This is a genomic window from Pseudaminobacter soli (ex Zhang et al. 2022), from assembly GCF_014595955.1.
Taxonomy (GTDB): Bacteria; Pseudomonadota; Alphaproteobacteria; order Rhizobiales; family Rhizobiaceae; genus Kumtagia; species Kumtagia pseudosoli.
Genome location: NZ_JABVCF010000009.1, coordinates 128,865 through 143,744, shown reverse-complemented (window position 1 = coordinate 143,744; position 14,880 = coordinate 128,865). Strand labels below are relative to the sequence as shown.

At 63.1% G+C, this 14,880-nt stretch carries 11 protein-coding genes; 7 read left to right on the top strand and 4 right to left on the bottom strand.

Features of this window, described 5'->3' with window-relative positions; all coding sequences use genetic code 11:
* Positions 1-47: 47 nt before the first annotated feature.
* Positions 48-821, top strand: a complete 774-nt coding sequence (hisN, locus tag HUI96_RS17510; protein WP_188255973.1) for a histidinol-phosphatase — start codon at positions 48-50, stop codon at positions 819-821.
* Between the two features lie 137 nt (positions 822-958).
* Here hisN and HUI96_RS17505 read toward each other — a convergent pair whose 3' ends face one another.
* Positions 959-1,927 (bottom strand): alpha/beta fold hydrolase, encoded by a 969-nt coding sequence (locus HUI96_RS17505; protein WP_188255972.1) that lies wholly within the window; start codon positions 1,925-1,927, stop codon positions 959-961.
* Between the two features lie 444 nt (positions 1,928-2,371).
* On the opposite strand from HUI96_RS17505, the gene HUI96_RS17500 reads away from it, so the two are divergent.
* Positions 2,372-2,833 carry an Hsp20 family protein gene (locus HUI96_RS17500; RefSeq protein ID WP_188255971.1) on the top strand — a complete coding sequence of 154 codons (462 nt, stop codon included), beginning with the start codon at positions 2,372-2,374 and terminating at the stop codon, positions 2,831-2,833.
* A gap of 62 nt (positions 2,834-2,895) precedes the next feature.
* On the opposite strand, the gene HUI96_RS17495 is transcribed toward HUI96_RS17500, so the two are convergent.
* Positions 2,896-3,945: a threonine aldolase family protein gene (locus HUI96_RS17495; protein WP_188255970.1), complete on the bottom strand. Its 1,050-nt coding sequence runs from the start codon at positions 3,943-3,945 to the stop codon at positions 2,896-2,898.
* A 396-nt stretch (positions 3,946-4,341) separates the two neighbouring features.
* Here HUI96_RS17495 and gltB point away from each other — a divergent pair, with 396 nt between their 5' ends.
* Genes gltB through HUI96_RS17475 form a run of 4 tightly spaced genes read left to right on the top strand, consistent with a single transcriptional unit; the run spans position 4,342 to position 11,195 of the window.
* Entirely contained in the window at positions 4,342-9,048 is a 4,707-nt protein-coding gene (gene gltB, locus HUI96_RS17490; protein ID WP_188255969.1) for a glutamate synthase large subunit, read from the top strand.
* A gap of 36 nt (positions 9,049-9,084) precedes the next feature.
* Positions 9,085-9,321, top strand: a complete 237-nt coding sequence (locus tag HUI96_RS17485; RefSeq protein ID WP_188255968.1) for an AbrB/MazE/SpoVT family DNA-binding domain-containing protein — start codon at positions 9,085-9,087, stop codon at positions 9,319-9,321.
* Complete coding sequence (locus HUI96_RS17480) at positions 9,318-9,731, top strand: type II toxin-antitoxin system VapC family toxin (protein WP_210320228.1); 414 nt, start codon at positions 9,318-9,320, stop codon at positions 9,729-9,731. Before HUI96_RS17485 ends, HUI96_RS17480 begins: the two co-directional genes overlap by 4 nt.
* Positions 9,732-9,740: 9 nt before the next feature.
* The gene (locus HUI96_RS17475) at positions 9,741-11,195 is read left to right on the top strand and encodes a glutamate synthase subunit beta (protein ID WP_188255967.1); all 1,455 of its coding nucleotides are present in this window, start codon (positions 9,741-9,743) and stop codon (positions 11,193-11,195) included.
* A gap of 18 nt (positions 11,196-11,213) precedes the next feature.
* Here the strand turns inward: HUI96_RS17475 and HUI96_RS17470 are convergent, their stop codons facing one another.
* Both HUI96_RS17470 and HUI96_RS17465 read right to left on the bottom strand, forming a co-directional pair.
* On the bottom strand, positions 11,214-12,524 hold the full coding sequence (locus tag HUI96_RS17470; protein ID WP_237684185.1) for an SGNH/GDSL hydrolase family protein: 1,311 nt from the start codon (positions 12,522-12,524) through the stop codon (positions 11,214-11,216).
* 10 nt (positions 12,525-12,534) lie between these two features.
* The gene (locus HUI96_RS17465; protein ID WP_188255966.1) at positions 12,535-13,761 is read right to left on the bottom strand and encodes a lytic murein transglycosylase; all 1,227 of its coding nucleotides are present in this window, start codon (positions 13,759-13,761) and stop codon (positions 12,535-12,537) included.
* 208 nt (positions 13,762-13,969) lie between these two features.
* Between HUI96_RS17465 and galU the strand changes: the two genes are divergently transcribed.
* A complete protein-coding gene (gene galU / locus HUI96_RS17460; protein WP_188255965.1) occupies positions 13,970-14,872 on the top strand; it encodes a UTP--glucose-1-phosphate uridylyltransferase GalU in 903 nt (300 codons plus the stop codon).
* Positions 14,873-14,880 lie beyond the last annotated feature (8 nt).

Genomic DNA, 14,880 nt, shown 5'->3' with positions numbered 1-14,880 from the left:
TTGTTTGTATTCCGAGCAATTTGGTAGAAGCTGAGAAAGGTGGGTCCTTGATCGTTCCGGCAGAGTTCCTTCGCCGCATTGCAGCAGCCGCTGCCCAGGAGACGCTGCCGCGTTTTCGCAGCCAGGGCACTGTTTCCAACAAGCTCGCCGCGGGCTTCGACCCTGTGACGGAGGCGGACCAGGAAGCGGAACGGGTGATCCGAGAACTGATCCGCGCCGAATATCCCGGCCACGGCATCATTGGCGAAGAGCATGGCTCCGAGGGTGCGGCCAGCCGCCATCAATGGGTCATCGATCCGATCGACGGTACCCGTGCCTTCATTTCCGGCATCCCCGTATGGGGCACGCTTGTCGGGCTCACCGTCGATGGAGACGCCGTAGCGGGATTGATGTCTCAGCCCTTCACCGGTGAACTCTACTACGCGACGGGCGCCGGGGCGCGCTACGAGGGCCCTGGTGGAGAGCGGGCGCTGACGACACGCAAGACGCAGTCGCTGTCGGAAGCGATCCTGTTCACCACCACGCCCGCGCTCTTCAAGGGAGACATGCGAGCCCGCTACGACAGGCTGGAGGCCCAGGTGCGGCTCGCCCGCTACGGAACGGACTGCTATGCCTTCGCGATGGTAGCCGCGGGACAAGTGGACGTCGTCGTCGACCCTGGCTTGCAGTCCTATGACATCGTCGGGCTGGCGCCCATCATCGAGCAGGCCGGCGGGGTGGTGACGCGGTTCGACGGCGGACCGGTCGAGCAGGGCGGCGACGTGATTGCCGCCGCCACGCCCGAACTACATGCGGCAGCGCGGGAAATTTTGTTCGGATAGGTGTCGGAGAACCCTGACCTCTATTCGGCCCAATCCAATTGCATCTCGAAATATACCCCTTCATCCAGCCTCGGCCACCCTCTCCTCAGCGGGGAGAAGGTGGCCCGAAGAGGGAACGATCCGTACGCGATTGCCCTTTACTCCGCCCACTCAGGTTCGACGATCGCTCCTGGCACGAAGGCGTCGAAGGCGGCAAGCAACTGCTCCCGATAGAGATCCGCCTCCTGCAGCAACTCGTGGCGCGCGCCGGGGATGGTGATCAGCGAAGCGGTCTTGAGCTTGGCCGCAAGCTCCTCGGTCGCCCTGTTCGAGACGATCTCGTCGGCACCGGCCGCGACGAACAGCGTCGGCACGTGGAAACTCTCGATGAAAGCGGGCTCGTGAACCTTCTCGATGCCAATGCACGCGGCCCTGACCCAGGACACTGTCGGACCGCGCAGCGCCAGATGCGGCGCAGTCTCGTAGATGAGCTTGTTGCGCCGGAAGCGTTCGACGTCGGTGGTCAGCCTGTTGGTGGCGAACGGCGCGATCTCCCCCACCCGCTTGCTGCCGAAGGCATAGCTGCCGCGTGCTCCCATCCAATAGCAGGCGTTCATGACGCGCTTGATGGTGCGGACGGAAAACGGCAGCGCGGCCGTGCCCAGGAATGGCGCGACCAGCACCATCCGCCTGACCCGGTTGGCCAGGGAACTCGAGGCAAGCAACGCGACCAGCGCGCCGGTGGAATGGGCGAGGAGGAAGTAGGGGCCGCGACAGTCCGGCAGGACGACGTCGGTGAAGAACTGATCGAGGTCGCCTGCGTAGTCGTCGAAGCTGCGGACATGACCGCGCAGGGGATCGCGCAGCATCCGTCCTGAACCGCCCTGGCCGCGCCAGTCGAAGATGGCACTCGCCAGGTTACGGTCGCCGAGGTCGCGCATCGTCTCGAAATATTTCTCGAGGGCCTCGTTTCGGCCGGTCAGTATGACGACGGTGCCCGAAGGCTTTCGTTCGTCAGGCGTGGACAGCGCATAGCGCAGCCGATGGCCGTCGCGGGTCTCGAGATGCCCGCCTCTCAGATTGTCCGGACGGGGATTGCCCGGAACGTCAAAAAACATCTCGTTCATCTGTCCGCCACGGGTTGCGACACGCAAGCCAACCCTATCGCCCTCGAAATAGGAGCATAAAAGGCAATGACAAAGAAGTGGACGGTTTTGGGCAGCGTGGCGAAAGGGAGCAGGCCGGAGGCCATATTCCGTGGCGGGCCTCCGGCCTCTGTCGAACCGGGCGGAAGGGACGATTTCACCCGGTTCGGCTTCCGCGATGACGCAATTGGCGCATCGCTTTCCTTGATATGGCAGGGACCGTAGCGGCAGATTGCTGAATGCCGGCCGAAGATGCGGTTCATCCGGGGTTCATGTTGCGAGCTATTCGCAAGTCTTGAATGGTTTTCGAGCCATCCCCACATAGCAAATGCGGTCGCCTGGAAGGGGCCGCTGATCCAGGCAGAAGGCCAGAACGGGTTCTGCGACGGATCAAAACGCCACATGTTGCTCAATGGAGAACAGACTATGCGTCACATCGATTTTTCCCCGCTCTATCGTTCGACGGTCGGCTTCGATCGCCTCTTCACGATGCTTGATTCGCTTGGGCAGCCCGACAACGGCCAGTCCTATCCTCCTTACAACATCGAGCGGACCGGCGACGACGCCTACCGAATTTCGATGGCGGTTGCCGGCTTCTCCGAAGGCGACATCGAGATCGAGTCGCACCGCAACGTGCTGACCGTAAAGGGCGAGCGCAAGGAAGAGAACGGTAATGGCGGTGACGTCATCTACCGCGGCATCGCCGCTCGTGCCTTCGAGCGCCGCTTCCAACTCGCCGACCATGTCGAGGTCACCGGCGCCAACCTCAAGAACGGCCTGCTTCACATCGACCTGAAGCGCAACGTTCCCGAGGAGATGAAGCCCCGCAAGATCGCGATCGCCGCTGCCCCGGCTGAGTCCAAGCGGATCGAGGCGAACGCCGCCTAATTCGGCCGGCAAGACCGATCCATCCGAGCGGCGCCGATTCGGCGCCGCTTTTTCGTTGCCGATTACGCGATCAACTCGGCCAGCCCGTCCACATCCTCCTCGGTCGTCGCAAAGCTGGTGACGAGGCGGCACATGGCCTCGTCCGCCCCGATCTCTCCGGCAAAGCCTTGCGGCGGGTGCCAATCGTAGAATGATGCACCGGCGTCGAAGGCCTTGTGCATCGTTGCCTTGCTCACGATCGCGAAAACCTCGTTGGCCTGCGGATTCCAGGCGAGCCGGGCGGTCCTCGAAGCCCTTATGCCGTCCGCGAGCCTTGCCGCCATGCGGTTGGCGTGCGCGGCGGTCTCGAGCCATAAGCCGTCGGCGAAGTAGGCGTCGAACTGCGCCGCAATGAAGCGCGATTTCGAAAAGAGCTGTGCGCCGCGCTTGCGCAGGAACGAGAACTCCTCGGCGCGGGAGCGGTCGAACAGCACGACCGCCTCTGCGCACCAGCAGCCGTTCTTGGTGCCGCCGAAGGAGAGGATGTCGACCCCACGCTTCCAGGTCATCTCGGCGGGCGTGGTGCCCAGCGACGCCAGCGCATTGGCGAAGCGCGCGCCGTCCATGTGGAGCGGCAGTCCGTATTTGCGCGTCACCGCCGAGATCGCGGAAATCTGATCCAGCGAATAGACGGTCCCTGCCTCGGTGGCTTGCGTGATGGTGACGGCGATCGGGCGGCCGGAGTGCACGACATGCGGCACGAACCTGCCGATCGCCCGATCGAGGCGGTCCGCCGCGATCCGGCCCTCGGCGCCATCCACCGTGTGAAGTCGCGAGCCTCCGGACAGATATTCGAAGGCGCCGCATTCGTCTTCAACTACGTGCGCCTCCCGATGGCAGAAGGCGATGCCTCCGGGGCGGTTGTAGAGGGTCAAGGCGAGGGTGTTCGCCGCGGTGCCGGTAGCGACGAAGAAGACCTCCACCTCGCGCTCGAAGACCTCGGCGAATTTCTGGGCCACTGCCTTGTCCAGTTCGCCGGCCCCATAGGCGCGCTCGTATCCGGAGGCATGGCGCAGCAGGCTCTCCGCCACCCTCGGGTGCGCGCCTGCCCAATTGTCGGAAGAAAAGTGCATTTGAATCGTCCTGCGGTTTCGCGACGCACAGAACGGGAAATCGGTGTGGGCTTCAAGGGCGCAACCCTCATTCGCTTACGGCTGGAAGCCCCTGCGTTCGAAAATGTCGCCGCGCGATCGCCTACCGCAGTTTTGTTGCGCCAATCGGCCCCATTGTTTGCAGTTCGATCTTGTGCGCTAAACTGGTTTCTGTCATAGGAAATATAGGACAGCAGTGCTGTCTTATTTTTCCGCTGAGCGGCGAACCGGGTCGACCGTCGGAGGAGCGCCCTTTTGGCTGTTTCCGCGACATGACGCCGGCTCTCCGGTTGATGAGCATTCGGCAGCTCTGTCTGCTGGCGGCCGGGACTTGACCGATTGCAGCGAGGCGGACGAGCCAACGAAACGAGGCCGGCCATGACCGATATGTCATTTGCGACGCGTGGGCAGCTTGCTGCCGCATCGGTGAGTGCTACCGCGACGAAATCGACGCCGGCCGCACAGGGCCTCTATGATCCTCGCAACGAGCATGACGCATGCGGGGTTGGCTTCATCGCGCAGATGAAGGGCGTGAAGTCGCACCAGATCGTCCAGGACGGCCTTTTCATGCTTGAGAATCTCACGCATCGCGGCGCTGTCGGGGCCGATCCTCTCGTCGGCGACGGGGCGGGCGTGCTCGTCCAGATCCCGGACCGGCTTTTCAGAGAAGAGATGGCGAAGCTCGGCGTCGAGCTGCCTTCAGCCGGCCAGTACGGCGTCGGCCACTGGTTCATGCCGCAGGACGCCGCCTTGCGCGAGCATGTCGACGAGATCATCCGGGAGTCCGCGCAGTCCGAAGGTCTGCCGATCCTTGGCTTCCGCGAAGTGCCTGTCGACAACTCCAGCCTGTCCAAGGCGCCGGAGATCGTGGCGGCGGAGCCCTACCATCGGCAGGTCTTCGTCGGCCGCACGCCCGACATCGTCGACGACGAGGAGTATGAGGCGCGGCTCTACCTGCTTCGCAAGGTGATCTCGGGCCGGATCTATGCCGAGAACAACAACCGTGACGTGGGCGCCTATTGCGTGTCCCTGTCCTCGCGCACCATCGTCTACAAGGGCATGTTCCTGGCCAATCAGGTCGGCGCCTACTACAAGGACCTCACCGATCCGCGCTTCGAAACGGCGCTCATCCTGGTCCACCAGCGCTTTTCGACGAACACCTTCCCGTCGTGGAAGCTCGCTCATCCCTACCGGATGGTCGCCCACAACGGTGAGATCAACACCGTGCGCGGCAACAACAACTGGATGGCGGCGCGCCAGGCTTCGGTCGATTCCGAGCTTTTCGGCAACAATATCTCGAAGCTCTGGCCGATCTCCTACGAGGGCCAGTCCGACACGGCGTGTTTCGACAATGCGCTCGAATTCCTGTTCCAGGGCGGCTACAGCCTGGCGCATTCCATGATGATGCTGATCCCGGAAGCCTGGGCCGGCAACAAGCTCATGGATGCCGACCGCAAGGCCTTCTACGAATATCATGCCGCGCTTATGGAGCCGTGGGACGGCCCGGCGGCGGTCGCTTTCACCGACGGACGCCAGATCGGCGCCACGCTCGACCGAAACGGGCTGAGGCCAGCGCGCTATGTCGTGACCGATGACGACCGCGTGATTTTGGCCTCGGAGGCCGGTGCCCTGCCGGTCGAGGAGAAGCACATCGTTCAGAAATGGCGACTGCAGCCGGGCCGCATGCTGCTGATCGACCTACGCGAGGGGCGCATCATCTCGGATGACGAGATCAAGTCCGAGATCGCGACAAGGCACCCCTACAAGCAATGGCTGGCCAACACCCAACTGATCCTCGAGGATCTGAGCCCGGTCGAGCCGCGGGCCTTGCGGCGCGACGTGGGCCTGCTCGATCGCCAGCAGGCGTTCGGCTACACGCAGGAAGACCTGAAGCTGCTCATGTCGCCGATGGCGACGACGGGTCAGGAAGCGGTCGGTTCGATGGGGACTGACACGCCGATTGCGGCGATGTCCGACAAGCCGAAGCTGCTTTATCATTATTTCAAGCAGAATTTCGCGCAGGTCACCAACCCGCCGATCGATCCGATCCGCGAAGAATTGGTGATGAGCCTGGTGTCCTTCATCGGGCCGCGGCCGAACATCTTCGATCTTGTCGGCTCGTCGCGGAAGAAGCGGCTGGAGGTGCGGCAGCCGATCCTGACGAACGCGGATTTGGAGAAGATTCGCTCCATCGGACACACCGAAGACCGGTTCGACACCAAGACGATCGACATCACCTATTCCGCCAATGAAGGTGCCGCCGGCATGCCGGCCGCGATCGAACGCCTTTGCGAACGTGCCGAGGCGGCGGTGGCAGGTGGATACAACATCATCATCCTTTCCGACCGTCAGATCGGTCCGGACCGCATCGACATCCCCACGCTTCTGGCCACGGCAGCGGTTCACCACCACCTCATCCGAAAGGGGCTGCGTACCTCGGTCGGACTGGTGGTGGAATCCGGCGAACCGCGCGAAGTCCATCACTTCTGCTGCCTGGCAGGCTACGGTGCGGAGGCGATCAATCCCTATCTCGCCTTCGACACGCTGGTCGACATGCACAAGCGGGGCGAGTTCCCGCCGGAGATCGACGCGCACGAGGTCGTCTCGCGCTACATCAAGTCCATCGGCAAAGGCATCCTAAAGGTGATGTCCAAGATGGGCATCTCCACCTACCAGTCCTATTGCGGCGCGCAGATCTTCGACGCGGTCGGGCTGAAATCCGAGTTCGTGGAGCGGTTTTTCACTGGTACTGCCACGATGATCGAGGGCGTTGGCCTGGAAGAGATCGCGGCCGAGACGGTCGCGCGCCATAAAGATGCGTTCGGCGACGATCCTGTCCTGCGCAATTCGCTGGAGGTCGGCGGCGATTACCTCTTCCGCATGCGCGGCGAGGCGCATGTCTGGTCGCCCGATGCGGTCGCCTCGCTCCAGCACGCGGTACGCAAGGGGTCCTGGGAGACATTTAAGGAGTTTTCCGCCCAGATCGACAGCAACTCGGCGGAGGCCAAGACGATCCGCGGCCTCTTCCGCATCAAGATGGCCGAGGAGACCGGGCGCCGGAAGGTACCGCTCGACGAGGTGATGCCGGCGGCGGAGATCGTGCGCCGCTTCTCCACCGGCGCAATGTCCTTCGGGTCGATCAGCCGCGAGGCCCACACGACGCTCGCCCGCGCCATGAACCAGATCGGCGGCAAGTCGAACACGGGTGAAGGCGGCGAAGAGCCGGACCGCTATTTGCCGTTGCCCGGCGGCGGCGCGAACCCGGAGCGCTCGGCGATCAAGCAGGTCGCATCGGGCCGCTTCGGCGTGACGGCGGAGTATCTCGTCAACTCCGACATGATGCAGATCAAGGTCGCGCAGGGCGCCAAGCCGGGAGAGGGCGGCCAACTGCCGGGCCACAAGGTCGATGCGACGATCGCCAAGACCCGGCATTCGACTCCGGGCGTCGGCCTGATCTCGCCGCCGCCGCATCACGACATCTATTCGATCGAGGACCTGGCGCAGCTCATCTACGACCTGAAGAACGTCAACCCGGCTGGCGACGTGTCGGTCAAGTTGGTGTCCGAGGTCGGTGTCGGCACGGTCGCGGCTGGCGTGGCCAAGGCACGCGCCGACCACATCACCATTGCCGGTTACGACGGCGGCACCGGCGCCTCGCCGCTGACCTCGCTCAAGCATGCCGGCTCGCCCTGGGAAATGGGCCTCGCCGAGACGCACCAGACCCTGGTGCTGAACGGGCTGCGGTCGCGCGTTGCGCTGCAGGTCGACGGTGGCCTGCGCACTGGCCGAGACGTCATTGTCGGCGCGCTGCTTGGGGCGGATGAATTCGGCTTCTCGACGGCTCCGCTGATCGCGGCCGGCTGCATCATGATGCGCAAGTGCCACCTCAACACTTGCCCGGTCGGCGTCGCGACGCAGGACCCGGTGCTGCGAAAGCGCTTCAAGGGCACGCCCGAGCACGTTATCAACTACTTCTTCTATGTGGCCGAAGAGGTGCGGGAGCTTCTGGCCGAGATGGGCTACCGCCATCTCGACGAGATCATCGGCTCGTCCGATCTGCTCGAGAAACAGGAGATGATCGACCATTGGAAGGCGAGGGGCCTCGATTTCAGCCGGATCTTCTACAAGCCGGACGCGCCCCCAGAGGCGACGCACTGGACTGAGAAGCAAAAGCATCCGATAGACGACGTGCTCGACCGCAAGCTGATCGAGTTGGCCCGGCCGGCGCTGGAAACCAAGATTCCGGTGAAGGTCGAACTGCCGATCCGCAACACCGACCGCTCGACCGGCGCGATGCTTTCTGGCGAATTGGTCAAGCGCTACCGCCACAAGGGGCTGAAGGACGACACGATCCAGGTGCAGCTGACGGGTACGGCGGGGCAATCCTTCGGCGCGTTCCTGGCGCGGGGTATCACCTTCGATCTGACCGGCGACGCAAACGATTATGTCGGCAAGGGGCTTTCAGGCGGACGCATCATCATCCGCCCGCGCGATGATGCGCAGATCGTTCCCGAACGATCGATCATCGTCGGCAACACGGTGTTATACGGTGCCATCGACGGCGAGTGCTATTTCCGCGGGGTTGCCGGAGAGCGCTTCGCGGTGCGCAACTCGGGTGCCGTCGCGGTCGTTGAAGGCGTGGGCGACCACGGCTGTGAGTACATGACCGGCGGCGTGGTGGTGGTGATCGGCCAGACCGGCCGCAACTTCGCCGCCGGCATGTCGGGCGGCGTCGCCTATGTGCTCGACGAGGCCGGCGACTTCGCCGAGCGCTGCAACATGGCGATGGTCGAGCTCGAGCCGGTCCCGGAGGAGGACGACATGCTGGAAAGGCTGCACCATCACGGCGGCGACCTGGCCCATATGGGCCGGGTAGATGTCTCGGGCGACATGACCAAGCATGACGAGGAGCGGCTGGTCCAGTTGATCTCGAACCATGCGCACTACACCGGGTCGGCACGCGCCAAGGAAATCCTCGAGCACTGGGCGGACTACCGGCCGAAATTCCGGAAGGTCATGCCGGTCGAGTATCGCCGCGCGCTGATCGAGATGGAGCGCATGAGGATGAACGTCGCCGCGGAGTAGTCATATACTGGACGTCTAACCTGAAGGAGGCCCGATATGATCGCGCGCCTAAGAATACGACAGGATGAGAGCGGTCAGACCCTGACCCTTCCTCCCGAACTGACGTTGCCGGGGTCCGAGGTGTTCGTCACGAAGGAAGGCAACAGGCTGGTAGTTGAGCCCGTGATGGTCACGGACAAATCCTCGTTTTTCAAGTGGCTTGAAACCATCGAACCTTGGGACGGCCCGGGACCCGATGATCTCGATCCGCCGCCGGAGGAGTTGAAGCTCTGATCTATCTCCTCGATACGAACATCATCTCCGATATCGTACGCCACCCTAAGGGAAGCGTGGTCGATGCGATGATTTTGGCGTCGGCCGATGAGATCGTGACCAGCGTAGTCGTGGCCGGCGAGCTCAGAACCTGGATTGCAAAGAATAACTCTCCGAGACTGTCACGGTTGGTCGAAACAACGTTGATCGCGGTACCTGTTCAGCCGCTGGGCCCGGGCATCGCAGAGATATATGGACGGGTGCGTGCGGAACTCGAGCGCGCTGGAACGCCGATCGGAGGGAACGACCTCTGGATTGCGGCTCACGCGCTGGCGCTTGGCGCCGTGCTCGTCACGGATAATGAGCGCGAGTTCAAACGAGTGCCGGGTCTCTCGCTCGACAATTGGCTGCGTAGATCGCCGCAGAAGTGAAGAAAGAAGATGGGCAAGGTAACAGGCTTTCTCGAGATCGACCGGCAGGTGCCGAAGTACCAGCCGGCCTCGGACCGCATCCGGCATTTCCGCGAATTCACGCTGCCGATGTCGGACAAGGAGGTCGAGAAACAGGCGGCGCGCTGCATGGATTGCGGCATCCCGTACTGCCATGGGCCGACTGGCTGTCCGGTCCACAACCAGATTCCGGACTGGAACGACCTCGTCTACAATGGTGACTGGGAGACGGCGATCCGCAATCTCCACTCCACGAACAATTTTCCGGAATTCACGGGCCGCATCTGCCCCGCGCCGTGCGAGGAAGCGTGCACGCTGAACCTTGAGGACATCCCGGTTGCCATCAAGACCATCGAGCAGGCGCTCGCCGACAAGGCGTATGAACTCGGCATGGTGCGGCCCCAGCCGGCGGCCACGAAGACCGGCAAGCGCGTAGCCGTGATCGGCTCGGGCCCGGCCGGCATGGCCGCGGCCCAGCAGCTCGGCCGGGCCGGGCACGAGATTCATCTCTACGAGCGGGAGAGCAGGCCGGGCGGTCTGATGCGCTTTGGCATCCCGGATTTCAAGATGGAGAAGCATTTCATCGACCGCCGGGTCGAGCAGATGCAGGGCGAGGGGGTGACTTTCTTTTGCGGCGTCAATGTCGGGGTCGACAAGAGCATCGACGAACTGCTCGCGAGCTACGACGCAGTGCTCTATTGCGGCGGATCCGAGACCCCGCGCGCGGCCGGTATCCCGGGGGCGGAGTTCGATGGCGTGCATGATGCGATGCCGTATCTCGTGCAGCAGAACAAGCGGCTTGCGGGCGAGGATATCAGTTCCATCGCCTGGCCGTCGAAGCCGATCTCCGCCGCAGGCAAGCATGTGGTCGTCGTGGGCGGCGGCGATACGGCGTCCGACTGCATCGGCACCGCCTTCAGGCAGGGAGCCGTTCGGGTGACGCAACTCGATATCCGGCCCCAGCCGCCCGAGAGGGAGAACAAGCTTGCAGTCTGGCCCTACTGGGCGACGAAGATGCGCACTTCGTCCTCGCAGGCCGAGGGCGCGGAACGCGAGTTCCAGGTAGCTACGCTCGAGTTCATCGGCGAAGAGGGCGAACTGACCGGGGTCAAATGCTGCGAGGTGGACGAGCAGCGGCAGCCCGTTCCCGGTACCGAGTTCGTCATCCGCGCCGACCTCGCCTTCATCGCCATCGGCTTCGCCGGGCCATTCGGGGACGGCGTGGTCAAGGAACTCGGTCCCCGCCTGCAGATGAAGGTGGACAGCAGGCGCTCCACCAACGTCGCCGCTAACGATCGGGATTATCGCACCAGCATCGAAAAACTGTTCGCCGCTGGCGACGTGCGCCGCGGTCAGTCGCTTGTCGTGTGGGCTATCCGGGAAGGAAGGCAGGCTGCGCGATCGATCGACGAGGCCCTGATGGGATCGAGCGTCCTGCCGCGCTGACGCGACAGGCGGCTCGGTCTAATGAGCTGCCGGCGCGGCGGCGGGTGCTGCAGTTTCTGCAGAGGGCGAAGTAGACGGGATCGTACTGCGCAACGGCCCGGAGTTGGGTTCCGAAGGCCAGGAAAAATTGTCCGCACGACCGGCTACCGAGGCAGGCGCCACACCGGGAATTGCCTTCCCATCGGAGTTCGGCTTTTGAGGCGCAGAGGCTACCGCGCCCAAGAGGTCCGATCCGCCGTCCAGTTCTGGATCGCTAAGCGAAACCGGCACCGTCCGGTCGAGGGGCATCTGGGCTCCGGGCGAACCAGCCGAAGGCATGTTCATGCCCGGGTTTGCGGGGGAAAGCCGGCCTGCTTCTCCGAGGAGGCGCTTGAGCGCCTTCTCTGTGTAAAACGCTAGCTTTCGCTCGCCGGCGCGGGTCAAGTTGACACCGTCCCCGGTACGCAGGCGGACCTGCTGGCCGGCGACATCAGGCCCGTGCGTGACGAAAGCGCCATTCTCGTCGACAAAACCCTCCCAGACGTCCACGAACTCCGCATCAACATCGGCCGATACCTTGCGGAAGATCTCGTTGAAGGCCAGCATGTCGGCAGAAGCCTTGGGCGACCGGAAAGGCGTAGCTCCGACCCAGACGAGAGGAGCCTTCGTCGCATAGACGGCGCTGGCGAAATTGGCTGCGCGGGCGGTGTATTCCCGAAGCCAGGCTTCGTTGCGCAGCGTTTCGCGCGCTTCCGCAATTCGCATCTGCTGCCGGTCGTTGGCGCCTATGAGAACGACGACCGCCTGCGGTTTCTCCTCCTGGATGATCTCCGAGATCTTGTCCGGCCAATCGAAGCGGTCTAGACGCACAAAACCGGAGGAACCCTTCGAGCGATCCACGATCTTGACCTTAGGGTTCTCCGCGAAAACCGCGTCCAGGCCTTCGGCCAGGCTGGTCGCCAGGAAATCGCCGACCACGAGCACGACCTTGGCATCCGGCGCCTTGGGCTGGATCGCGACTTCCGGCTCGACGATTCGCTTGACTGCGGAGCGGCCGCTGTTTGCGGACGGGCCACTTTGTGGCTGGGGCTTCGACGGCCGCTCTCGAACGGTCCTCTTGGGTCTGACGGTTCTTGGCGGCTGTGCAGGCGCTTCATAACCCGGCGGCGGGTATGCTTCAGGGTATCTCTGCCGCTGCGGGAAGAAGGGAGAGAGCAGGCCTCTCAGAAACCAGGGGCGGGAGTCCTGCGACCAGGCGGGCGGCGTCGATGCCACGAGCATGCTGCCGGTCGCGAACGCAAGCGTCGCGAACACGAGCAGGCACGCTGCGTAGCATCTGCGTGGCTTCAATATGCTCTCGCTATCTCTGTCGGAGCGACTGCAGCACTTCCAAGCTCGGGTGGCCGTCCGGGCTCAATCCTGCCTGGACCTGAAACGCCTTGATCGCCGATTTCGATCCCTCGCCGATCTTTCCGTCGGCCTTACCGTCGTAGTAGCCATGAGCGGAAAGCCTCTGCTGCAGTTCAAGCTTCTCGTCGTAGCTCAACCTGGTGAAGGGCCGCTGCCAATCGCGGGCAAGCTGCCCATAACCAGCAATTTGATCGGCCAGCAGGCCTACTGCAAGGGCATATTTGTCGGCATTGTTATACTTCTTGAGGACGAAGAAGTTGCGCGTCATCAGGAACGCAGGCCCCCCGCGGCCGTCCGGCACCTTGAGCACGGCGTTCTCGGCAGGGTTCGTAAACCGCTTGCCGCTTGGGCGCGTCACCCCCATCTCGGCCCATTTGGCAAGGGACACCGAACCGCTCGGGAACTTGCGTCCAGCGGGTAGGCTCACCTCGTATCCCCACGTTCTGCCCGTTTGCCAGCCATTCTTCCTCAGTAGGTTCGCGGCGGTCGCCAGCGCATCGGGAACGGAGTTCCAGATGTCGCGCTTGCCGTTGCCGTCGATGTCGACCGCGTAGGCCTGATAAGAGGTCGGGATAAATTGCGTATGGCCCATCGCGCCCGCCCAGGAGCCGGTGAGATGGCTCTCATCAATGTCGCCGGACTGCAAGATCTTGAGGGCTGCGATCAACTGGGTGCGGGCGAACTTGGCGCGTCTCTGGTCCGCATAGGCGAGCGTCGCCAGTGAGCGGACGACATTGCGCATCACGCGGTCGTTCTTCAGGATCTCGCCGTAGTTCGATTCCATCGACCAGATGGCGAGGAGGATGTGGCGATCAACGCCGTACTTCGCCTCGATCCTGTCCAGCCAGGGCTTCCATTTCTGTGCCATTTGGCGGCCAACCGCCACCGAGTGCTCGTTCACCCGATTGTCGAAATAGTCCCAGACCGGCGCGGTGAATTCCGGCTGGTAGCGGGCCTTCTCGATCACTTCCAGGTCGGGGCTGTCGACACCACGAAACGCGCGATCGTAGGTCGACCTGGAAATTCCGCTCTGCGCGGCCGTTGCGCGGAATCCGGCCACCCATTGCTTGAATCCGGCATCGGCATGTGCAGGGTTGCCGGATGCGATGACAGCCAAAAAAAGGCCGGCAGCCGCAACCGCGCCCGAAAAGCGCCTCGAGAGTGTGCGAACGAGCATGTGTTCCTCCAGTTCGGGACGTGGAAGACTCATTCAGCACCAGGGAGAGTTAGCAATCGGTTTACCATGGGGTCCCCGGAACCAAATTCATGACGCCTTGTTTGAAGGCGATGCCCCTTGTTGTTGGTGTTGGATTATCGTCTAAATCCGGCATGAAAATGTCTGCCTGTCCCAGGCATTCTCCTTTCGAAACGGATATCTCCTGCCCATGAAACGAGTCAGAAAAGCTGTCTTTCCTGTCGCGGGCCTCGGCACCCGGTTTCTCCCCGCCACGAAATCGATCCCGAAGGAGATGCTGACGGTCGTGGACCGCCCAGTCATCCAGTATGTGGTGGATGAGGCGCGGGAAGCCGGCATCGAGCACTTTATCTTCGTCACGGGCCGCAACAAGGCCGTGATCGAGGACCACTTCGACCTCCAGTTCGAGCTCTACGACACGCTCGAGCAGCGCGGAAAGACAGGTCAGTTGGAGTACCTGAAGAAGTTGCAGCCGGGACCGGGCCAGACCAGCTTCACGCGACAGCAGGTTCCTCTCGGCCTCGGCCACGCGGTCTGGTGCGCGCGCGATCTCGTTGGGGACGAGCCGTTCGCGGTCCTTCTGCCAGACATGATCATGCAGTCCGACAAGAGCTGTCTGAAGGGCATGGTCGATCTTTATAACCATACTGGAAACAACATCATCGCCGTCCAGGAGTGCGACCCCGCCGAAGCGCACAAATATGGCATCGTAGGTAAGGGCCGGCCGGTCGAGACCGGGTTCGAGATCACCGGAATGGTCGAGAAGCCCAAGCCGGGCACGGCGCCATCAAACCTCTACATTAACGGCCGCTATATCCTCCAGCCGGAGATCTTCGATGTGCTCGCCAGCCAGGAGACAGGCGCCGGAAACGAGATCCAACTTACCGACGCGATGCTGAAGCTGGTGAGGGAGCAGCCCTTCTTCGGCTATCACTACCGAGGCAGCACCTACGACTGTGGGTCGCCGGAGGGCTTCGTCGAGGCGAACATCGCCTTCTCGCTTGCCCACGCCGAGATGCGCGCCAACGTGCTCGCCATGCTCGAGCGCCAGATCGCGAACCTGGAGCCCGCAAGGCCCAAGGCTGCCGAGTAGATCGCGAA

Bases quoted from the DNA above. Each gene is read 5' to 3' on its own strand.
- HUI96_RS17505 (WP_188255972.1), bottom strand. From the start codon at position 1,927: ATGAACGAGATGTTTTTTGACGTTCCGGGCAATCCCCGTCCGGACAAT.
- HUI96_RS17500 (WP_188255971.1), top strand. From the start codon at position 2,372: ATGCGTCACATCGATTTTTCCCCGCTCTATCGTTCGACGGTCGGCTTC.
- HUI96_RS17495 (WP_188255970.1), bottom strand. From the start codon at position 3,945: ATGCACTTTTCTTCCGACAATTGGGCAGGCGCGCACCCGAGGGTGGCG.
- gltB (WP_188255969.1), top strand. From the start codon at position 4,342: ATGACCGATATGTCATTTGCGACGCGTGGGCAGCTTGCTGCCGCATCG.
- HUI96_RS17485 (WP_188255968.1), top strand. From the start codon at position 9,085: ATGATCGCGCGCCTAAGAATACGACAGGATGAGAGCGGTCAGACCCTG.
- HUI96_RS17475 (WP_188255967.1), top strand. From the start codon at position 9,741: ATGGGCAAGGTAACAGGCTTTCTCGAGATCGACCGGCAGGTGCCGAAG.
- HUI96_RS17465 (WP_188255966.1), bottom strand. From the start codon at position 13,761: ATGCTCGTTCGCACACTCTCGAGGCGCTTTTCGGGCGCGGTTGCGGCT.
- galU (WP_188255965.1), top strand. From the start codon at position 13,970: ATGAAACGAGTCAGAAAAGCTGTCTTTCCTGTCGCGGGCCTCGGCACC.